Genomic DNA, 21069 nt, shown 5'->3' on the forward strand with positions numbered 1-21069 from the left:
GGGAAGCAGGGATCGTGCTCTATCGCGCGATCCCGGCGGCGCGCGGCCGAGGCCGGTGCCGCCGAGGCCGAGCGCCTGCCGTCCTTGCCGGTGCCCGCCGGTGCATGGCGGGTTCGCGGGTCCGGCGCGGGTGTCAGGCCAGGCGCCGCGAGCGGATGCGGTAGCCGAAGGCGTCCGGATCGACGCTGTCGAGCGTGCCGGCCACCGTGTGCCCGTTCGGATACATCAGGAAGGGTACCGGCGGCGCGCCGCTGCCCGGCAATGCCACGTCGTGCCCATGGTTGTAGGCCACCCAGTTCATCTCCCAGGCGCCGAACAGCAGGGCGCGCGCCGCGCGCACCTTGGCGTGGTCCATCGGCAGGCCACCCGGCGCTTCTTCCAGCGCGACCTTGCGCACGTCGGCGGGATCGACCGGCACCCAGCCGTAGCCGGCCGTGTAGAACTCGGCGCGGCAATGCTGGGCCTTCGAAATATCGCCGTCCTTGCCCAGGGCCTTGAAGCCGTGCTGCGACAGGTCGACGCGCACGCCGTAGGCGTCGCGCGCCGGGATGCCGACGGCGCGCGACAGGGCCACGAACAGTGCGTTGATGTCCGCGCACTTGCCGTTCATGATGCCCCCGGTGCGCAGCATGGCCGCCACGTCGCCGGTGCCGCAGCCGCGCACGCTGGCATCGCGGCAGGTATGGTCGACCACCCATTGGTAGAGCGCGCGGGCCTTGGCCACGTCGTCGCCGGCGCCGGCTGTGACCTGCAGCGCGGTGTCGCGCACGATGCCGTCGAGGGGCAGCAGCCGGGTCGGCCGCAGGTATTCGCGCAGGACGGCGGCCGACTCGCGCGGCACGGCGGGCGAGGGCGCCTGGCCCAGGTCCACCGCGCGGTCGCGCAGCGCCACCACCTGGGTGAGCGTGGCGCGCAGCGGCCCGTCGGTGGCCTCCGGCCAGCCCACCACGACCATGCGCACATCGTATCCCGGCGCCAGTGCGGCACGCGCCTGTCCCGCCGGGGCCTCCCAGCGCGTTGCCAGCGTGCGCTGGTAGTCGCCGAGCTTGCCGCCCGTTGCAGGCAGCCAGACGCTGGCCGGCGCGGCCTGCGCGGGCAGCGCGACCTCGGTGACGATCTCGTAGGTGCGCCATCCAAGGCCGGCCGGTGCCGCATCCGGCGCCGGCGCGGCGGCCATGGCCGGAAGCCCCAGTCCAAGGCCGCTGAGGCCTGCCAGTGCCGGGGTGCCCGCCCCCAGCCGCAAGAATGCACGACGGTCCATGAGCCTTCCTCCACTCGTCAGGTTCCCGCGCATACGCCAGGGCGGCCATGCGCCGTCATTGCATAGTAGGCGGCGCCGGCCAGTTAGGGAGGATTCCGTGGGAGGGGGGCGGCGCGGGAACGGGCGGCCGTTGCGTGCCGCCGGGCAGGCCGCAGGCAGCAGGTTGCTGCCTGCTAGGAGGCAGCCGCGCCGCCGGTGTACTCGACGAAGCCGCTGTGGCGGCAGAAGCTGACCAGCCGCATGCCGGCCTGCTGCGCGATATCGATGGCCAGCGAGGTGGGCGCGGAAATCGTCGCCACCATCGGGATGCCCATGCGCGCGGCCTTGCGCACCAGCTCGTAGCTGGCGCGGCTGGACAGGAAGACGAAGCCCCGGCTCATGTCGACACCGGCGTGCGCGAGGTGTCCGACCAGCTTGTCCAGGGCGTTGTGCCGGCCGACGTCCTCGAAGGCGTGCAGGATGCCGCCATCGAGCGTGCACCAGGCGGCGGCATGCACGCCTCCGGTGGCCGCCATCAGGGTCTGGTGCGCCGGCAGCTCGCGCCAGGCACGCGCCAGCACCGCGTCGAGCGGCAGCGCCGGCAGCGGCCGCGGCACCGGCGCCGGCAGCAGATCCAGCATCTGCAGGCTTTCGATGCCGCACAATCCGCAGCCGGTGCGTCCGGCCAGTGTGCGGCGCCGGTCTTTCAAGGCCAGGAAGGCCTGCTGGGCGATGGTGAGCTGCACCTCGGCGCTGTCCGCGTGCAGCAGCACTTCGATGTCATGGATGTCGCCGACCCGCGCGACCAGGCCCTCGGTGAGCGCGAAGCCGGTGCCGAAAGCCTCCAGATCGCGCGGCGTGGCCATCATGACCGCGTGGGAGATGCCGTTGAAGACCAGGGCGACCGGAAATTCCTCGCTGACGTCATCGGCGCCCGCGGTAAAGGCATCGCCCTGGTGCCGGACGATGGCGCGGCGCTGGCTGCCGGTGCGTTCGGATTGGGGCTCAAGGCGCATCGGGGCTTCCTTTCTGGTATCGCCGTCGGCTCGCTGGCGGAAAGCAGTGGGCGTCGAACCTGCCTGGGAACGGCTGGCGTCCCCGACCGGGTTTGAAGCCCAGGCTGCCCGAACATTATCACAGTGCGATGGCCCGACATCAACGAAGACACGGGGGGATCGGAGAGGGGCAACGCAGGATCGGCAAACGGTGACAGGCCACCCGTATCGGCGCGCGCAGTTCTCGCTGGGCACACTTTCCTTTGATTGCCGGCATTGTCCGCCCGCCTTCGTCAATGTGTCGCGCATTGTCGAAACCCGGGATTCCACCCTTCCCATCGCTTTGGCACATGCGCACGGATTCCATGCGGGCCTCCCCGGAAAGTAGGGGGCATATCGGAACCTTTCAGGCTGCGCTGTAGTAGTCTTCGCCAGACCATGTCTGAGATTGCGGGCCTTGGGATAGAAATAGCCGGAGCTATGCGCATGTCCATTCAGTGGTACCACAACTACATCGTCGAAGGCTTTGCAAAACCCTCCGGGGCCGGCAGGTTCGCGGCCCTCGGACGGGTACGGCTCGGCGACCATGTCATTGCCGAGTCCGAAGCGTTCGGCAGCTTCGCGCAGTGCAGCGATGCTCAGTCGGGCGGCCTGTCCTGGGCCCAGAGACATGTCGATGCCTTGATTTCCTCAGCGTGAGCCTGCTCCCGGCGAGCCCGGATTCACGCCGCGTGTCGAGACGCCGTCGATGAACGATAGGCGGAAATGGATACGCAGCAACTTCTGCAAATGCAAGGCAGGAGAGCAACAGGAGGTAAGGCTCCATGGCTGGACGGAATCCGTCAACTATCCTGAATGCATGGAAATTGAAAGAGGAAAGGGAATTGAAAGACCGGGGGGGCGCTCCGAGGTTGGAGTAGCAGGAGAGGTAGATGAGGCAGTCATTTGATCGATTCATTGCAACATATCCACTGACGTCCGGCGGGAATCGCCTGGTGCAAGTCTGCGGTGCCGCCTTGTGGGATTTCGGTCGATTTGAGTCACTCGGCCGGTGCACGGAAATGGCGACCACGATCTTTCCCAGGTTGCGCCTTTTCCGCCTGCCGATCCAGTCGCACGAATTGGACGTCGACGCGCTTCGCATCCTGGTCAGCACCCACATCGTGCATGACGTGTCGATAGCAGCGTAGCCGTCAGAACCGAGGATTTCTTGCCGCCGTCCTGGCGGCTCGCCCGCCGCGAGCGGGCGTTTTTCATTATTGGAGGCGGAGTGGACCGCTCATGTCCGGCGCGGCGGCCGTGGTGCGCGATTTCCCGTGCACCGGGCACTCCCTGTCGGCCGCTGCTCGATGAACCGGGGCAGGCGGCTGGGCTGTGTGCCGCCGCGCTGCAGGCCAGCTTCGGCCCGGGTGCTGGCCGGTGACCGATGGAAAAAGCGGGGCAAAGGCGCGGGAGCACCTTTGCCCACCGGGAGTGGCAGCATGAAAACGCTGCTGCGTGACATTTTCGGTGTTTGTATCAAACTTGTTACCCTGCACAAGTCTGGTGCATACGAAGGTGGGGTAAAGCGGCAGCGATGCCGGCCGTCGGCTTAGCTCCGGGGCAGGCCGGCAGGGCGCGCGTAGCGCTGCCTCGGTCAGCGCCGGCGGAACGCTGCGGGAATGGTCGCTACGCGTGGTCGGCATCGGCGTTCGCCGTGTCGGGCGTGACCGGTTCGGCGCGATAGGCGATCCAGTAGTGGTAGTAGCTCTTGTGATGGCGGGCCAGCTTCCGCTCGAAGAAGATCCGGACGGTGCCGGCCTCGCCGGCGTCGATCACCACCTCGGCATGCGCGAGTCCGTCAGCAGCGGCGGGGCCGAGCGTCTGTCTTGCCACGTGGACGAAGTCGCTCGGGACGCGCGCCAGGATGCCGTTTGCGGGGTGGGTAGCGGGGACGTACGTGTCGCAGGGATCGTCGTTGGCGATGCGGAGTTTCGGGTTGCCCATGATGCGCCACTTGCTGTGTACTGTATGAATATACAGTATAGCGCGGTGGCCGCTGCTCTGGTCCAGCGCTGGCCGTCGGCTGCAATGCCACGCGCAGATGACGTCACCCACCGATCGGCAGGCTGCTGCCAGCCGATCCGGTCATGGCATTGCCGTCCCGGACTGCTGTATGCGACATGCGCCGACATGCGCCGACATGCGCCGACATGCGGCCGACCACCCGGTCGCCCTGCTTGCCGACCGGGTCGGCGTGCTTGTGTCGCTCCGGAACAGATTTCAACGAAAGCGCCCTTACCCACGCATCAGGTGTAGCTCTCCCAGTTGTCAGCGAGCCATTCGGACACATCCATTCTTGAGCGGACGTCACTCGGCAAATGCAGGTGGATCAGGCGTTCGGCCTTGAGCGCATGGGCCCGGGTCAATGGCTTGCCATCGGCATCGTTCCAGCTCCGGCAGAAGTGGACCAGAAAAGCCAGCACCTCGTACCCCTCCTTGCGATTCAAAAGCACGTCATCCGGTTTCCCGGTCAGCTTGGGGTTGTCGCCATTCACAGGCGTCCAACTGTATTCGTATTGCAGGTCGCTCCGAGTGATGACAGGCATGGCGCGGCTTCCTTATCCCAAGAGTGCGAAGAAGTCGATGCCGCTCGCCGAAGGCAGGGCGGCAGTCACCAGCCCATGGTGAACGAGCCCTGGCCTGGCATCCAATCCCTCTAAAGAGCGGGGTGGGAAAAGCGGTGCCTTCCCTTGCTTGTCATGACTGGGCACTGCGGCTGCGCTGCTTGGGCGGCACGGAGAAGAACGCCAAGGTGAACCGGTGATCGGATGGCGAGTCTGGTCGTGAGGGCGTCTTCCGGCGACGGCGTGGCGCCTCGGTGGGATCTCAGTGGGACGGATGCCGAACGACCGCTGTGAGTTGGCGGCACAGGGGCACTCCGGCGATGCCATGAAGCTGCAAGGGCGCCGGCGCGCGGCATGCAACGAGGAGCGCGAACGAGGAGCGCCAACGATGAGCACTCGAGCGGGCACTCGAGCGGGCATGGCAGAAAACCACAGGCCACCCCCGTTCCTCGCTCCCTTCGGTCTCCACCAGAGCGCCGGAAATCTTGTGGCGGAAAGCAGTAGGAGTCGAACCTACCTGGGAACGGCTGACGCCCCCAACCGGGTTTGAAGCCCGGCCGCATCACCGGATACGCCTGCTTTCCTCATGGCCCTTCGTCGTGAGCGGCTGCGGACGGGACCGCTGCGCCGTTCGCCTGCCCCTGCTGCCACTGGCTGTCGGGGCGCAGCATGCGCGCATTGCCGACCCGGCGAGTGTAACCGACGCGGTCGAGGAACTCCAAAACCTGGATGGCCCGCTTGCGCCCGAGGCCGACGGCGTCGCGGAACCGTGCCGCGTCGACGCTGCCGTGGTGTGCCACCAGCCCGCTCACCAGGGCGGCCAGCGCCTGGACGTGCGCGTGCGTATAGAACAGGTCGCGCACCACCTGGTGCACCTGGCCCTGGCGCGCCAGCTTGCGCAGCAGTTGCCGCATCGCGTCTTCCGGCACCTGGAGCGCGGCGGCGAGGTCGCGTACCCAGGGGGGATCATAGGCGCCGGCCTCCAGCAGCGGCATCACGCGCGGCTGCAAGGCTTGTTCGGCGGCGCTCAGACTGGCGGAGTGCGTGGGCAGTTGCAGCCAGGCGCCCTGGCGGCGCAGGGCGCCGCGCCCGGCCAGGGCGTCGAGCAGGCCGAGCCAGAGCGGGTCCGGCACCGGCGTGCCGGCGAAGGCGATGCGGCGTAGCGTGCCAGCGTCCGGGCCGGGCTCGTCCGGCTGGCGCGCGTGGAAGGCCGCCAGCGCTTCCAGCACGCGCGTCTGCAGGGCCTGCCAGTGCTCGGCGAGGATGAGGCTGGCCTCGTCCTGGGTCGGCGCGCCGATGCGCAGCGCGTCGGCTGGCAGGCGCCAGCCGCCGGGCGCGCCGGCGGCGAGGCAGCGCAGGCGCGCGACCGTGATGCCGCGCGGCGCCTGCGCCAGCAGCGGCGCCAGGCCGCTGCCGCCGGCCATCTGCTGCAGGGCGCGCAGGTAGGCCAGCCGTTGCGGCGCGCGGCGCCGGCGTTCCGGCGCGAACGGGTCCAGCACCACGCCGCCCCCCACGGTGCGGGTGGCCTGAGGATTGCGCGCGATGAAGCGGTCGCCCGGCCAGGCGCAGAGCGGGGCGGCGAACACGAGCTGGGCGAAGGCCTGCGCGCCGGGCTCGATGGTGTCGCCCTCCAGCAGCACGATGTTGGCAAGCCGGTGCGTGGTGCCCAGGTGGATGTGGAGCGGGGCCCAGTGCGCAAGGCGGTGGCCGCTGCCGGGCAGCAGGGCCAGCCGCACGTCGAGGCGCGTGGTGGGTGCCAGCAGGACCGGGTCGAGCACCCAGTCGCCGCGCGCGATGGCGTCCTTGTCGATGCCGGCGAGATTGAGGGCGCAGCGCTGCCCGGCGTGGCCGGCCTCGGCCGGTTGCTGCTGGGCATGGATGCTGCGCACGCGTGCGGGCAGGCCGGAGGGCGCCAGGCGCACGCTGTCGCCGACGCGGACCTGGCCACCGAAGACCGTGCCGGTCACCACGGTGCCGTGGCCGGCCAGCGTGAACACACGGTCGACGGCCAGGCGGAAGGGGCCGTCGGCGGTACGCGGCGGCAGCGCCAGCGCGGCCGCATGCAGATGGGCGCGCAGCGCCGCCACGCCGGCATCGCCGGCCCGGGTGGCGGCCAGCGCGAACACCGGCGCGCCGGCGAAGGGCGTGTCCGCCAGCAAGGCCGAGATCTCCGCGCGCACGGCCTCCAGCCGCGGCGGCTCGACGCGGTCCGCCTTGCTCAGCGCCACCACCGTCGCGCGTACGCCGAGCAATGCGAGGATGGCCACGTGCTCGCGGGTCTGCGGCATCACGCCGTCGTCGGCGGCCACCACCAGCAGGGCCAGGTCGATGCCGCTGGCGCCGGCCGCCATGGTATGGATCAGGCGTTCGTGGCCGGGCACGTCGATATAGCCGAGCACCTCGCCGCCCGGCAGCGGCGTGTAGGCGTAGCCCAGCTCGATGGAGATGCCGCGTGCCTTCTCTTCCTTGAGGCGGTCGGTGTCGACGCCGGTCAGTGCGCGCACCAGCGTGGTCTTGCCATGGTCGATATGGCCGGCGGTGCCGACGATCATGGCCGCAGGGCCTGCCACTGGGCGACGAAGCCGGCCTCCTCGTCTTCTTCCAGGCAACGCAGGTCCAGCCACAGGGCCTGTTCGCCGATGCGGCCGATGACCGGGCGCGGCAGCGCGCGCAGGGCCGCTTCCAGGCGCTGCAGCGGCTTGCCCGCGCCGGCGCGCCGGCCGGCCGCGGCGGCGATGCGCAGGCCGTGGCTGGGGACCTGGCTGAGCGGCAGCGCGCCGCTGCCGATCTGGCTGAACATCGCTGCGGCCTCGATCCGGTACTCCGCGCCCAGCGCCGGTGCCAGCAGCGGGCACAGGCGCTGGGCCTGGGCCTGCAGCGCGGCGGCGGGACGGGTCAGCAGGCGCAGGGTCGGCAAGGTCTGCGCCAGCAGCTCGGGCGCGCGGTACAGCCGCAGCACCGGCTCCAGCGCGGCCAGCGTCAGCTTGCCCACGCGCAGCGCGCGCTTGAGCGGGTTCTTCTTGATCTTGCGGATCAGGTCTGCGCGGCCGACGATCAGGCCGGCCTGCGGGCCGCCCAGCAGCTTGTCGCCGCTGAAGGTGACCAGGTCGGCGCCGGCGGCGATGGTCTCGCGCACCGTGGTCTCGCCGGGCAGGCCCCAGCGGCGCAGGTCGACCAGGGTGCCGCTGCCCAGGTCCACCACCACCGGCAGGCCGTGCGGGCGGGCCAGCGCCACCACCTCGTCCACCTCCACGCTGCGGGTGAAGCCGGTGATCTGGTAGTTGCTGCAGTGCACCTTCATCAGCAGCGCGGTGCGCGCGCCGATCGCGCCGGCATAGTCGTGCGGATGGGTGCGGTTGGTGGTGCCGATCTCGACCAGGCGCGTGCCGGCGCGCTGCATGATGTCGGGAATGCGGAAGGCGCCACCGATCTCGACCAGCTCGCCGCGCGACACCACCACTTCGCGCCGCTGCGCCAGCGTGTTCAGCATCAGCAGCACGGCGGCGGCGTTGTTGTTGACCACCGTCGCCGCCTCGGCACCGGTCAGCTCGCACAGCAGGTCTTCGACCAGGTCGTCGCGGTCGCCGCGGCCGCCGGTGTCGAGATCGAATTCCAGGTTGGCCGGCGCGGTCAACGCCCGTGCCACCTCGGCCACCGCTTCCTGCGGCAGCAGGGCGCGGCCCAGGTTGGTGTGCAGTACCGTGCCGGTCAGGTTGTAGACGGCGCGCAGGCGCGGGCGCGCGGCATCGTCCAGGGTGGCCGTCAGCGCCTGCGCCAGCGCGGCGTCTTCCAGCGCCGGCCGCAGCAGCTGCCCGGCCACGGCACGCGCGCGGTAGTCGTCGAGCAGCCGGCGCAGCGCGGCGGTCACCTGGCTGCGGCCGTAGCGCGCCAGCAGCGGTTGCAGGGGGTCGGCGTTGAGCAGGCGGTCGACCGAGGGGATGTCCACCGGCCCCGCCAGCAACGGCGCGCTAGCGTCCATCGGCGGCCTCCCGGCCCGGCTGCCACAGCAGCGGATTGGCGCTGGCGCGGGCATAGCCGGCCTCGCCCATCAGCACGTCCAGGGTCAGCGTGGCGAGGTCGTCGGCCAGCGGCTCGACCTGCGGATCCTTTTCCATGTAGCAGATCTTGCGGTAGCTGTGGCAGTGGTCGCAGGACTCGGCCTTGACCGCTTCGCCGGCGCCCTCGACGGTGTAGTAGGCGATGCCTTCGGTGGATTCGCAGTGGCTGCACTTGACGCGCACCATGTGCCACTCGCTGGCGCACAGGCCGCAGTGCAGGTAGCGCAGGCCCTGGTAGCGGCCGCCGATGCGCACGATGCTGGCCACCGGCAGCGAACCGCACACCGGGCAGACGCCGGCCACCTCCAGCAGCGGCACGTCCTGCTCGCGCAGCTGCCCAGCCTGGTGCGTCCAGCTGACCTGCAGCGCGGCCATCAGGAAGGGCGCGAGGGCGGCGTCGATGCCGTCGTCGCGTCCGGCCAGCAGGGCCTGGACCTGGTCTTCCAGCTCGCGCGCCGGCAGCGTGCCGAGGCGCGCCAGCGCCTGCCGTGCCGGCGGCGGCAGGGCAGGCGCCTGGTCGAGCCGGCTGAGCAGGCCGGCCAGCGCGCCGCGCCAGGCGCCGTGGCCCTGGCCGCCGGCCGCGGTCAGCGGCGGCATGCCGTGGGCCAGCGCCAGTTCGATGTCGCGCGGATCGGGCGCCGGAACCGCCAGGGTCTGGGCGATTTCATGCTGTGCCGCCGCCAGCACGGCCATGGCTTCGAGGTAGGGGCCGATCGGATTGCCGCCGCTCAACTGCCGCAGCCGGGCGGCGCGGGCGGAGAAGACATCGCCGTGCCGCGGCAGGCGCAGCCTGGCCAGTGCGACGTGGTCGAGCGACTCGATTTCGTGGGGTTGCAGGATGCGCTGCGCCATGGGCGGTCCACCGAGGGGAGGGGAGCCGGCCGGCGCTCGCGCATCCGGCCGGCGCTATTTGTCGCCTTGCCGGAAGACCTCGCGGAACCATCCGCGATGGTGCTTCCAGGCCCATCCGCGCGTCACCGTGCCACGCGTCATCGCTCCGACCGTGCCCTGGATCCACAGCGCCGCATAGATGTGGACAATGATGCCGCAAATCAGCACGAAGGCGCAAACGGCATGCAGCAGCGAAGCGGCACGGATCATGCCGACGGGAAAGTACTGCGAGAAATAGGTGCGCCAGATCACCATGCCGCTGGCCAGCAGCAACAGCAGGCTGATCACCATGACGAAGAACAGCAGTTTCTGCCCGCCGTTGTAGCGGCCGACCTCGGGCAGCGCCTCCTCGCGGTTGTTGACCACGTCGCCCAGGTGCGCCAGCCAGGCGCGGTCGGCGCGCGTCAGCAGGTTGTGGCGCCACATGCGCAGCGCCAGCACGGCGAAGGCCAGCACCATGACGATGCCGAGGAACGGATGCAGGATGCGCGTCCAGGTGCCGCCGCCGAACAGGTTGCTCAGCCAGAACATCGACGGGTGGAACAGCGCCAGTCCCGACAGCGCCAGCAGCACGAAGGCGATGGCGACGATCCAGTGCGTGGTGCGCTCGCCGGCGGTGTAGCGGACGATCAGGCCGGGCTTGTCAGCGGGCTTCATGGTGGTCCTCCCGGTCTTGCTGCGGCCCCGGTTCGCGGCCCTCCAGGGCCTGGCCGGCTGCCTCTTCGTCCTCCGGCCCGGTCTCGTTGGGTCCGACGCGGATGTAGTGGAAGAAGCCCGCCAGCGCGGTCAGCACCATGCCGGCCACCGCCAGCGGCTTGGCCACGCCTTTCCACAGGCCCACCAGCGGGCTGATGCGGGGCTGGTCCGGCAGCCCGTGGTAGAGCGAGGGCTGGTCCGCATGGTGCAGCACATACATCACATGGGTGCCGCCCACGCCGGCCGGGTCGTACAGGCCGGCCTTGTCGAAACCGCGCGACTTCAGGTCCTCGATGCGCTCGGCCGCGTGGTCTTTCATCGCCTCCTTGGTGCCGAACACGATGGCGCCGGTCGGGCAGGTCTTGACGCAGGCCGGCTCCTGCCCCACGCCCACGCGGTCGGAGCACAGCGTGCACTTGTAGGCCTTGTGATCGGTCTTGGACAGGCGCGGGATGTTGAACGGGCAGCCGGTGATGCAGTAGCCGCAGCCGATGCAGTTCTCCTCGTGGAAGTCCACGATGCCGTTGGTGTACTGCACGATCGCGCCGGGCGAGGGGCAGGCCTTCAGGCAGCCCGGATCCTCGCAGTGCATGCAGCCGTCCTTGCGGATCAGCCACTCGAAGTTGCCATTGGGATTCTCGTACTCGGCGAAGCGCATCACGGTCCACGACTGCGCCGACAGGTCGGCCGGGTTGTCGTAGACGCCGACGTTGGTGCCGACCTCGTCGCGCAGGTCGTTCCACTCCATGCAGGCCGCCTGGCAGGCCTTGCAGCCGATGCACTTGGTGGTGTCGATCAGCTTGGCGACCTCGCCGGAGGCCGTCTGGCGCGCCTGCGGCGGCGGCGTGGTGGTGGCCGAGCGGCGCTTGATGTCCAGGGATTGCAGTGCCATCGCGCCTCTCCTATGCCTTCTCGACCTTCACCAGGAAGGACTTGAATTCCGGCGTCTGCGAGTTGCCGTCGGCGACGAAGGGCGTCAGCGTGTTGGCCAGGAAGCCGGGCCTGGCCAAGCCGGTGAAGCCCCAGTGGATCGGCACGCCGACGGTGTGCACGGTGCGGCCGTCGATCTGCAGTGGCTTGATGCGCTTGGTCACCAGTGCCACGGCCTTGATATAGCCGCGCTTGGAACTGACCTTGACACGGTCACCGGCGACGATGCCGATCTCCTTGGCCAGCGCCTCGCCGATCTCGACGAACTGCTCGGGCTGCAGCACCGCATTGATGCGGGCGTGCTTGGTCCAGTAGTGGAAGTGCTCGGTCAGCCGGTAGGTGGTGGCCACGTGCGGAAAGGCATCGGCCTTGCCGAAGTTGGCCCAGTCGCCGGGGAAGACGCGCGCGGCCGGGTTGCTGACGGCCTCGGGGCGCTTGCCGTTCATCAGGTTGTAGCCGAGCGGGGTCTCGAAGGGCTCGTAGTGCTCGGGGAAGGGGCCCTCGGCCATATTGGCGCGGGCGAAGAAGCGCGCCACGCCTTCGGGCAGCATGATGAAGGGCCCCATGCCTTGGCCCGGGTCTTCGTCGATCTTGAAGTCCGGCACATCGGCGCCGCCCCAGCTCTTGCCGTTCCAGCCGATCAGCTTGCGCGCCGGATTGAAGGGCTTGCCGGCCGTGTCGCAGGAGGCCCGGTTGTACAGCACGCGCCGGTTGGCCGGCCAGGCCCAGGCCCAGTTGAGGGTCTGGCCGATGCCGGTGGGATCGGCATTGTCGCGCCGCGCCATCTGGTTGCCGGCCTGGGTCCACGCGCCGCAGAAGATCCAGCAGCCGCTCAGCGTGCTGCCATCGTCGCGCAGCTCGGCGAAGCCGGACAGCTGCTCGCCGGCGCGGTGCAGGATCTTGGCCGGGTCCTTCGGATCGGCGAGATCGGTGAGCGCGCGTCCCGAATACTCCTTGGCGATTTCCTCGGGCGTCGGGCTGTCCGGCCGGGCATAGGGCCACGACAGCTTGACGATGGGATCGGGGAACTTGCCGCCGTCTTTCCGGTACAGCTCGCGCAGGCGCAGGAACAGGCCCGACATGATCTCGATGTCGGTGCGCGCCAGTCCGGGCGGCTCGGCGCCCTTCCAGTGCCATTGCAGCCAGCGCCCGGAATTCACCAGGGAGCCGTCTTCCTCGGCGAAGCAGGTGGTCGGCAGGCGGAACACCTCGGTCTGGATCTGCGCCGGGTCGACGTCGTTGTATTCGCCGGCGTGGCGCCAGAATTCGGAGGTCTCGGTGGCCAGCGGATCCATCACCACCAGGAACTTCAGGCGCGACAGCCCGCGCATCACCTTGGCCTTGTTCGGTGCCGCGGCCAGCGGGTTGAAGCCCTGCGCGATGTAGCCGGTCATCTTGTCCTGGTTCATCAGCTCCACGACCTGCAGCAGGTCGTAGGGCTTGTCGAGCTTGGGCAGGTAATCGAAGGCCCAGCGGTTCTCCGCGGTGGCGGCGTCGCCCCACCAGGCCTTCATCAGGCTGACGTGGAACTTGCCGTAGTTCTGCCAGTAGCTGAGCTGGTTGGGCCGCAGCGGCTTGGAGGCGCGTGCCTCGATGTACTGGTCGTAGTCCTGCTCCTGCTCGGTCGGCAGTGTCATGTAGCCGGGCAGCAGGTTGGACATCAGGCCCAGGTCGGTCAGCCCCTGGATATTGGAGTGGCCGCGCAGCGCGTTCATGCCGCCGCCGGCGACGCCGATATTGCCCAGCAGCAGCTGCACCATGGCGCCGGTACGGATGATCTGCGAGCCGATCGAGTGCTGCGTCCAGCCCAGCGCATACAGGATGGTCATGGCGCGCGTGGGCACGGCGGTGGAGGCCAGCAGGTCGCACACGGCCTGGAACTTGTCGCGCGGCGTGCCGCAGACCCGTTCCACCATCTCCGGCGTATAGCGCGCGTAGTGCTGCTTGAGCAGGTTGTAGACGCAGCGCGGATGGCCCAGCGTCGGGTCGGTCTTGACGAAGCCGTCCTCGCCCTTCTCGTAGTCCCACGAGGCCTTGTCATAGGTGCGCTTCTCGGCGTCGTAGCCCGAGAACAGGCCGCGTTCGAAGGAGAAGTCCTCGCGCACGATGAAGCTGAAGTCGGTGTAGTTCCTGACGTACTCGTGCTGGATCTTGTCGTTGGCCAGCAGGTAGCGGATCACGCCGCCGAGGAAGACGATGTCGGTGCCGGTGCGGATCGGCACGTAGAGATCGGCCACCGAGGCGGAACGGGTGAAGCGCGGGTCGACCACGATCAGGCGCGCCTTGTTGTGCGCCTTGGCCTCGGTCACCCACTTGAAACCGCAAGGGTGGGCCTCGGCCGCATTGCCGCCCATGATCAGGATCACGTCCGCGTTCTTGATGTCGACCCAATGGTTCGTCATCGCTCCACGGCCGAACGTCGGGGCAAGACCTGCCACCGTCGGGCCGTGTCAGACACGCGCCTGGTTGTCGAATCCCAGAATGCCGAAGCTGCGGACGACCTTGTGCGTCAGGTAGCCGACCTCGTTGCTGCTGGCCGAGGCGGCCAGCATGCCGGTGGTCAGCCAGCGGTTGACGGTGCGGCCGTCGGCCGTCTTCTCGACGAAGTTGGCGTCGCGGTCCTGCTTCATCAGCCGGGCGATGCGGTCCAGCGCGTCGTCCCAGGCGATCGGCTGCCACTTGTCCGAGCCCGGCGCGCGGTACTCGGGCTGCACCAGGCGGCTGGGACTGTGCACGAAGTCGATCAAGGCGGCGCCCTTGGGACAGAGCGTGCCGCGGTTGACCGGATGGTCGGGGTCGCCCTCGATATGGATGATGCTGGCCTTGGCGTTCTTGGCGCCGTCGCCCAGGCTGTACATCAGCAGCCCGCAGGCCACCGAGCAGTAGGGGCAGGTGTTGCGCGTCTCGGTGGCGCGCGCCAGCTTGTAGGCGCGTACCTCGGCCAGTGCGGTGTCGGGCGCGAAGCCCATCAGTGCCAGGCTCGAGCCCGCTAGCGAGGCGCCAGTGACCTTCAGGAACTGGCGCCGGTTCATCATGACCATGGGGACACCTCCTCGTCATGGCGCCTTGGCTGAGCGCAGGCGACATCGCTGATCCAGTATAGGCCAAGTGGCGCAACACCCACTATGGGGATCTGCCCCGACTTCGGCCGCGGCGCGTGCGCCCGGTGCGGTGCAGCATGGCGGGGCGGGAGCGTCAGGCGGCCAGCGCGGCGACCTTGCGCAAGGCGTCCTCCAGCGCCGGCAGCGCGATCGAGCCCAGCGCGAGGCGCAGGGCCTGCGGCACCGCCGGCCCGGCGCAGAAGGGCTCCGCCGTCGTCACCAGCACGCCCTGTCGCGCCAGCGCGGCCGCCACGCCGTCGGCGCGCCGGTCGTCGGAGAGCGCCAGCCACAGGTAGTAGGCACCCGGGTGGGCGGTGATCGCGCAGCCCTGCAGCAGGCGCCGTGCCAGCCGCTGGCGCTGCCGCGCGTCGCGCCGCTTGCGCATCTCCAGCGCATCGACGGTGCCCGACTCGATCCAGCGGCAGGCGAGCGCCACCATCAGCGACGGCGTGTTCCAGGTCGACACGCGGATGGCGCGCTCCAGCGCCGGCACCAGTCCGGGCGGCGCCGCCACGAAGCCCAGGCGCAGTCCCGAGGCGACGCTCTTGGACAGCCCCGACACGTAGAGCGTGCGCTCCGGCGCGTGGCAGAAGACCGGGGCGGGAGCGGGTTCGGCCAGGAAGGCGTAGGCGCCGTCCTCGATGATCAGCAGGTCGTGCCGCCGCGCGATGGCGGCCAGCCGGGCGCGCTCGGCCTCGGGCATCACGTGGCCGAGCGGATTGTGCAAGGTCGGCATGGTGTAGACGGCGCGCACCGGGCGGCGCCGGCACAGCGCCTCCAGCCGGTCGAGGTCGGTGCCGCCGCTGCTGATGGGCAGCGGCGCCAGCTCGAGGCGGCAGGATTCGGCCAGCGTCTTCATGCCCGGGTAGGTCAAGGCGTCGATGGCCAGCAGGTCGCCCGGCCGCAGCAGCGCCATGGCGGCCACCGCCAGCCCCTGCTGGGCGCCGTTGACGATCAGCACCTGCGCGGCCGGCACGCGGATGCCCCGGTTGCGCAGGTGGCGCGCGACGGTCTCCCTTTCGTGCGGGCGCCCGCCCTGCGGCGCCGAGTGCAGCAGGGCGTCGAGATCGCCCGAGGCGGCGATGGCGCGCAGGCCCTCGCGCAGCAGTTCCGCCTGATCGGGCAGCGCCGGATAGTTGAAGGTCAGGTCGACCGCGCCGGAGGGCAGGGGCCGTTGCTCCAGCCCCAGGCCGCGCGGCAGGGAGGTGTCGCGCACGAAGGTGCCGCGGCCGGTTTCGCCCACCGCCAGGCCGGCGGCCTCCAGCTCCGCGTAGACGCGCGAGGCGGTGGCCAGGGCGATGCCGTGCTGCCGCATCAGTTGCCGCACCGCCGGCAGGCGCGTGCCGGGCGGCAATTCACCGTCGTGGATGCGCGCGGCGAAGGCATCGACGATGCTGCGGTAGCGGGGCGGGGCCATGGGTGTCGGCGGGCGAGGGGAGAGCGGGTGAGCGGGCGAGGTGTATCTAGGACAATTTCTTGTTCGTACTGCATCGGGAGTCTACGCTGCGGCCATTCCCTTCGCCACCTTCTTGCGCCGACCCACGATGCCCGATCCCGCCACCCTGTCGCTGTTCTGCGGCGCCGTCCTGATGCTGATGCTCTCTCCCGGCCCCAATACGGCCTTCGTCATGGCGCATGGCGCCGCCTGCGGCCTGCGCGGTGGCGTTGCCGCGGCGCTGGGCATCGCCGGCGCGGACCTGTTGCTCACTGCCTTGACCGCGAGCGGCGTGACCGCCGTGGTGGTGGCCTGGGCGCCTGCCCTGGACCTGATCCGCTACGCCGGCGCGGCCTACCTGCTGTGGCTGGCCGCCAAGGCGCTGCGCCCGGCGCGCGGCGCCGGCGGCGGGGGCGGCACCGCGGCAGGCGCCAGCCGGCCGGCGGGGGCCGCCGCGGTGTTCGTGCGCGGCCTGCTGAACTGCCTGCTCAATCCGAAGGCGCTGCTGTTCTTCCTGGTGTTCCTGCCGCAGTTCGTGGTGCCGGGGCAGGGGCCGGTGGCGTCGCAACTGCTTGTGCTGGGCGCCCTGCTCTCGGCGATCAGCCTGCTCTACCACGCCTTGCTGGGCGCGCTCGGCGCGAGCCTGCGGCGCCTGCCGCGAGCGCGGCCCGGGCTGGCGCGCCTGCAGTCGGTCGCGCTGGCCTTGCTGATGGCGGGCCTGGCGGTGCGCCTCCTGCTGCAGCGCGCGGCATGAGGGCGGACGGGGCGGGCGCGGCTGCCTTGCGGTCACTTCGTCCCCTTCGTCCCGTTCCCGTGAAGTCCTTCCTCTCGTTTCCCGACCCAGGCAGACCATGTATATCGCCGCCTTCATCTACCGGCCCGGACAGGCCGATGACACCTTCCGGCAATTGAGCGCCGTCCTCGACGAAATCGCGGCAGACCTGCCCGGCTTCGCCGGCGCCGAATCCTGGCGCTCGGCCGACGGCATGCTGGTCAACGCCAGCTACTACTGGCACGACCGCGCCGCGCTGGAAGCCTTCGCCCGCCATCCGCGCCATCTCGAGGCCAAGCGCCAGTACCGCCGCTGGTACGAGGGCTACCACGTGGTGGTCTCGCATGTCGAGCGGGCCTACGGCGACGGCACGCTGGCCCATCCGGTGCCGGACAGCCGCCGGGCGGGCGGCTGAGGCGGCCGGGGCCGCGCGCATCGCCCGGGCTCCGGCCCGGTCTCAAGCCGGTGTCATTCGGGCTTGACGCCGGCGTCACGGATGACCGCGCTCCAGCGCGTCATCTCGGCCTTGATCCGGCTGCCGGCCTGCGCCGGCGTGGTCCAGGCGGCGATCGCGCCTTGCTTGAGCAGGGCGGCCTTCACTTCGGGCTCGGCCAGGATCTTCTTCAGGTCGGCGCTGAGGCGGTTGATCACCGGCGCCGGCGTGCCGGCCGGGGCGACGATGCCGAACATCGAGCTGACCTCGAAGTCCTTCAGGCCGGCTTCGGCCGCGGTGGGCACGTCGGGCAGCGTGCTGACCCGCTCGCCGCTGGTCACCGCCAGCGCGCGGATCTTGCCGCTCTTGATGAAGGACTGCGCCGCCGGCACCGTTTCCACCATGCTCAGCACCTGCCCGCCCATCAGATCGGTCATGGCCGGACCGCTGCCCTTGTACGGCACGTGCAGCATGTCGGCGCCGGTCATGCGCTTGAACAGCTCGCCGGCCAGGTGCTGCGGCGAGCCGTTGCCGGCCGAGCCGAAGGTGAGGCTGCCGGGCCTGGCCTTGGCCAGCTCGACCAGTTGCGCCAGCGTGTTGGCCTTGACCGAGGGATTGACCACGAACACCAGCGGCACCGTGCCGACGATGGCGACCGGCGCGAAGCTCTTCTCCAGGTCGTAGGGCACGCGGCTCTTGTACAGGGCGGCGTTGATGGCGTGGCTGGTCAGGGCCCCCATCAGCAAGGTGTAGCCGTCGGCCGGCGACTTGGCCACCAGTTCGGCACCGATATTGCCCGCCGCGCCGGCGCGGTTGTCCACCACCACCTGCTGGCCGAGCGTGGTGGTGAGTTGCTGCGCCAGCGTGCGGCCGATGACGTCGGTGGCGCCGCCGGGCGGGTAGGGCACCACCAGGCGGATCGGCTTGTTGGGATAGTCGGACGCGGCGGCGGGGGCCGGCGCCAGCAGCAGGCCGGCGCACGCGGCCAGCGTGGACACGAGCAGGGCGCGCCGCGCACCCGGGCGCGCGCGGCCGTGCCTGCGCAAGAGGCTGGACATGAAGGTCTCCTGTGCCGGGCTGATTGGATTCGAAGGGAAGGACGGCGGCGTGGGACCGCCGTGCCGATGCCGCCCGGCTCAGCATCGGGACGTAGTGTATGAGGCACCTCTTGATAGAAGAATCAGAATCTTTCTATCGACTGATCTTGTATTTCAATCAATAAACCGAGGCCGTTGCCGGGCTTGCGCACGCGCAGCCACGCAGGCTATGCTCTCGCCCGAGATTATCAATAATATTATTGGAGATCACGGATGTCTTCGTCCGACCGTCCCCCCGTCCCTCCGGCCTCATCCCAGGATTCATTGCAAGAGAGTGGTGGATCACAGCCATCGGCGGAGGGCTTGGCCAAGGGGCTGACCAACTACGGCGATACCGGCTTCTCGCTGTTCCTGCGCAAGGCCTTCATCAAGGGCGCCGGCTATACCGACGACGCCTTGTCGCGGCCGGTGATCGGCATCGTCAACACCGGCAGCAGCTACAACCCCTGCCACGGCAACGCACCGCAGCTGGTGGAGGCGGTCAAGCGCGGCGTCATGCTGGCCGGCGGCCTGCCGGTGGACTTCCCGACCATCTCAGTGCACGAGAGCTTTTCGGCGCCCACCAGCATGTACCTGCGCAACCTCATGTCGATGGACACCGAGGAGATGATCCGCGCCCAGCCGATGGACGCGGTGGTGCTGATCGGCGGCTGCGACAAGACCGTGCCGGCCCAGCTGATGGGCGCGGCGTCGGCCGGCGTGCCGGCGATCCAGCTGGTGACCGGCTCGATGCTGACCGGCGCGCACCGCGGCGAGCGCGTCGGCGCCTGTACCGACTGCCGCCGCTACTGGGGCCGTTTCCGTGCCGAGGAGATCGACGGCACCGAGATCGCCGACGTCAACAACCAGCTGGTGGCCAGCGTCGGCACCTGCTCGGTGATGGGCACGGCCAGCACCATGGCGTGCCTGGCCGAAGCCATGGGCATCATGGTGTCGGGCGGCGCCTCGGCGCCCGCGGTCACGGCCGACCGCATCCGCGTGGCCGAGCGCACCGGCACCACCGCGGTGGCGATGGCGGCCGCGCGCCTGACGCCGGACCGCATCCTGACCGGCAAGTCGATCGAGAACGCGCTGCGCGTGCTGCTGGCCATCGGCGGCTCGACCAACGGTATCGTGCACCTGACCGCCATCGCCGGCCGCCTCGGCATCGACATCGACCTGGCCGGCCTGGACCGCATGAGCCGCGAGACACCGGTGCTGGTCGACCTGAAACCTTCGGGCCAGCACTATATGGAGGACTTCCACAAGGCGGGCGGCATGCCGGCGCTGCTGCGCGAGCTGCGGCCCCTGCTGCACCTCGATGCGCTGACCGTGTCGGGCCGCACGCTGGGCGAGGAGCTGGACGCCGCGCCGCCGCCATTCGCCCAGGAGGTCATCCGCAGCCGCGCCGAGCCGATCTACCCGGCCGGCGGCCTGGCGGTGCTGCGCGGCAACCTGGCGCCGGGCGGCGCCATCATCAAGCAGTCGGCGGCCAACCCCGCCCTGATGGAGCACGAGGGGCGAGCGGTCGTGTTCGAGGACGCCGAGGACATGGCGCACCGCATCGACGACGAGGCCCTCGACGTCAAGGCCGACGACATCCTGGTGCTCAAGCGCATCGGCCCCACCGGCGCGCCGGGCATGCCCGAGGCGGGCTACATGCCGATCCCGAAGAAGCTGGCGCGGGCCGGCGTCAAGGACATGGTGCGCGTGTCGGACGGCCGCATGAGCGGCACCGCGGCCGGCACCATCGTGCTGCACGTGACGCCGGAGGCCGCCATCGGCGGACCGCTCGCCCTGGTGCGCAGCGGCGATCGCATCCGCCTGTCGGTGGCGCGGCGCGAGCTGGCGCTGCTGGTCGACGACGCGGAACTGGCGCGCCGGGCGGCCGAGCAACCGGTGGTGCGCCCGCGCGCCGAGCGCGGCTACCGCAAGCTCTTCCTGGAAACCGTGACGCAGGCCGACCAGGGCGTGGACTTCGACTTCCTGCGGGCCGGCGGCACCGTGGACACGGTGCCGCGCGAGCGCTGAGCGATGGCGGACCAAGCCCTGGACGGTGCACCCGACGCACCCGACGCGTCCGATGCACCCGACGTGCCCGATGCGCTGCAGCGTGCCATCGACGCCCTGGAAGAGGACATCGTCTTCGGGCGCCTGCATCCGCGCGAGCGCCTGGTCGAGGACGACCTGATGGAGCGCTTCGGCCTGAAGCGCCATGTGGTGCGCCAGGCGCTGTCCGCGCTCGAACAGATGGGCGCGGTCGAGCGCCGGCGCAATGTCGGCGCGCTGGTGCGCGCCTTCGAGCCGGAAGAAGTGGTGGAACTGTTCGGCCTGCGCGAGCTGCTGGAAGCACAGGCCGCCGCGCTGATCCCGCTGCCCGTGCCGCCGGTGCGGCTGCAGGCGCTGGTGGCGGTGCAGCGGCGCCATGACGCCGCCGTCGCCGCAGGCGATGCGCACGCGGTCTTCCGCATCAACCAGCAGTTCCATCGCGAGCTGTTTGCACTGGCCGGCAACACCGTGCTGCTGCAGGCCATCGCCGAGTATGCGCGGCGCACCCATCCGATCCGCTTCGGCTCGCTGGCCACCGCTGCCTACCGCGAGCGCGCGCGCCAGGAACACTGGGCCATGATCGACGCGCTGCGCGCGGGACGCCGCGAGGAGCTGGTCGCGTTGTGCCGGCAGCACCTGCAGCCCTCGCGTGACGCCTACCTCGCCGCCCAGCGTGAGCGCGCCGGCGGCGCGCTCACGCGCTGAGCATCTGCCGCGCCGGTGGCCCGTGCCACCGGTGCCGGCCGGGGCCGGGCGGGGGCAGGGCGGAAGGTCGCGGCAGCCTGCT

Annotated in this window: 18 protein-coding genes and 1 tRNA gene; 6 read left to right on the forward strand and 13 right to left on the reverse strand. The window is 70.2% G+C overall.

From position 1 onward, the window contains the following. Positions 1–133 precede the first annotated feature (133 nt). Together BKK81_RS26605 and fdhD are read right to left on the reverse strand one after the other, a co-directional pair. Positions 134–1261 carry a transglutaminase-like domain-containing protein gene (locus tag BKK81_RS26605; RefSeq protein ID WP_071019093.1) on the reverse strand — a complete coding sequence of 376 codons (1128 nt, stop codon included), beginning with the start codon at positions 1259–1261 and terminating at the stop codon, positions 134–136. Between the two features lie 173 nt (positions 1262–1434). Then, on the reverse strand, positions 1435–2256 hold the full coding sequence (gene fdhD, locus BKK81_RS26610; protein ID WP_071019095.1) for a formate dehydrogenase accessory sulfurtransferase FdhD: 822 nt from the start codon (positions 2254–2256) through the stop codon (positions 1435–1437). A 465-nt stretch (positions 2257–2721) separates the two neighbouring features. Between fdhD and BKK81_RS26615 the strand changes: the two genes are divergently transcribed. Beyond that, positions 2722–2934 (forward strand): hypothetical protein, encoded by a 213-nt coding sequence (locus tag BKK81_RS26615; protein ID WP_156811455.1) that lies wholly within the window; start codon positions 2722–2724, stop codon positions 2932–2934. A 233-nt stretch (positions 2935–3167) separates the two neighbouring features. Further along, a complete protein-coding gene (locus BKK81_RS35690) occupies positions 3168–3425 on the forward strand; it encodes a hypothetical protein (protein ID WP_071072405.1) in 258 nt (85 codons plus the stop codon). Positions 3426–3903: 478 nt separating this feature from the next. On the opposite strand, the gene BKK81_RS26620 is transcribed toward BKK81_RS35690, so the two are convergent. From BKK81_RS26620 to BKK81_RS26670, 10 genes are all read right to left on the reverse strand, one after another. After that, positions 3904–4221, reverse strand: coding sequence for a hypothetical protein (locus tag BKK81_RS26620; protein WP_071019098.1), 318 nt, complete (start codon positions 4219–4221; stop codon positions 3904–3906). A gap of 302 nt (positions 4222–4523) precedes the next feature. Further along, positions 4524–4823 (reverse strand): hypothetical protein, encoded by a 300-nt coding sequence (locus BKK81_RS26625; protein ID WP_071019100.1) that lies wholly within the window; start codon positions 4821–4823, stop codon positions 4524–4526. A 506-nt stretch (positions 4824–5329) separates the two neighbouring features. Next, positions 5330–5425: transfer RNA gene (locus BKK81_RS26630), tRNA-Sec, on the reverse strand. After that, complete coding sequence (gene selB / locus BKK81_RS26635; RefSeq protein WP_071019102.1) at positions 5426–7393, reverse strand: selenocysteine-specific translation elongation factor; 1968 nt, start codon at positions 7391–7393, stop codon at positions 5426–5428. Further along, positions 7390–8820, reverse strand: a complete 1431-nt coding sequence (gene selA, locus BKK81_RS26640; RefSeq protein ID WP_071019104.1) for an L-seryl-tRNA(Sec) selenium transferase — start codon at positions 8818–8820, stop codon at positions 7390–7392. The genes selB and selA overlap by 4 nt, the downstream gene beginning before the upstream one ends. Then, entirely contained in the window at positions 8810–9751 is a 942-nt protein-coding gene (gene fdhE, locus BKK81_RS26645; RefSeq protein ID WP_071019106.1) for a formate dehydrogenase accessory protein FdhE, read from the reverse strand. The genes selA and fdhE overlap by 11 nt, the downstream gene beginning before the upstream one ends. A gap of 54 nt (positions 9752–9805) precedes the next feature. Beyond that, complete coding sequence (locus tag BKK81_RS26650) at positions 9806–10447, reverse strand: formate dehydrogenase subunit gamma (RefSeq protein WP_071019108.1); 642 nt, start codon at positions 10445–10447, stop codon at positions 9806–9808. Continuing rightward, positions 10434–11378 (reverse strand): formate dehydrogenase subunit beta, encoded by a 945-nt coding sequence (gene fdxH / locus BKK81_RS26655; protein ID WP_071019109.1) that lies wholly within the window; start codon positions 11376–11378, stop codon positions 10434–10436. The genes BKK81_RS26650 and fdxH overlap by 14 nt, the downstream gene beginning before the upstream one ends. Positions 11379–11388: 10 nt before the next feature. Then, complete coding sequence (gene fdnG / locus BKK81_RS26660; RefSeq protein ID WP_156811456.1) at positions 11389–14457, reverse strand: formate dehydrogenase-N subunit alpha; 3069 nt, start codon at positions 14455–14457, stop codon at positions 11389–11391. A 154-nt stretch (positions 14458–14611) separates the two neighbouring features. Beyond that, positions 14612–15934, reverse strand: coding sequence for an aminotransferase-like domain-containing protein (locus BKK81_RS26670; protein WP_071019115.1), 1323 nt, complete (start codon positions 15932–15934; stop codon positions 14612–14614). A 127-nt stretch (positions 15935–16061) separates the two neighbouring features. Between BKK81_RS26670 and BKK81_RS26675 the strand changes: the two genes are divergently transcribed. Continuing rightward, on the forward strand, positions 16062–16706 hold the full coding sequence (locus tag BKK81_RS26675) for a LysE family translocator (RefSeq protein WP_071019117.1): 645 nt from the start codon (positions 16062–16064) through the stop codon (positions 16704–16706). Positions 16707–16803: 97 nt separating this feature from the next. Further along, on the forward strand, positions 16804–17139 hold the full coding sequence (locus BKK81_RS26680) for an antibiotic biosynthesis monooxygenase family protein (RefSeq protein ID WP_071019119.1): 336 nt from the start codon (positions 16804–16806) through the stop codon (positions 17137–17139). A gap of 53 nt (positions 17140–17192) precedes the next feature. On the opposite strand, the gene BKK81_RS26685 is transcribed toward BKK81_RS26680, so the two are convergent. Beyond that, positions 17193–18215: a tripartite tricarboxylate transporter substrate binding protein gene (locus tag BKK81_RS26685; RefSeq protein ID WP_071019121.1), complete on the reverse strand. Its 1023-nt coding sequence runs from the start codon at positions 18213–18215 to the stop codon at positions 17193–17195. A 252-nt stretch (positions 18216–18467) separates the two neighbouring features. On the opposite strand from BKK81_RS26685, the gene BKK81_RS26690 reads away from it, so the two are divergent. Next, on the forward strand, positions 18468–20264 hold the full coding sequence (locus tag BKK81_RS26690) for an IlvD/Edd family dehydratase (protein WP_231908097.1): 1797 nt from the start codon (positions 18468–18470) through the stop codon (positions 20262–20264). Between the two features lie 3 nt (positions 20265–20267). Beyond that, positions 20268–20987, forward strand: coding sequence for a GntR family transcriptional regulator (locus BKK81_RS26695; protein ID WP_071019125.1), 720 nt, complete (start codon positions 20268–20270; stop codon positions 20985–20987). The last annotated feature ends 82 nt before the right edge of the window (positions 20988–21069 follow it).

It is taken from the genome of Cupriavidus sp. USMAHM13, assembly GCF_001854285.1.
GTDB classification, from domain to species: Bacteria; Pseudomonadota; Gammaproteobacteria; order Burkholderiales; family Burkholderiaceae; genus Cupriavidus; species Cupriavidus malaysiensis.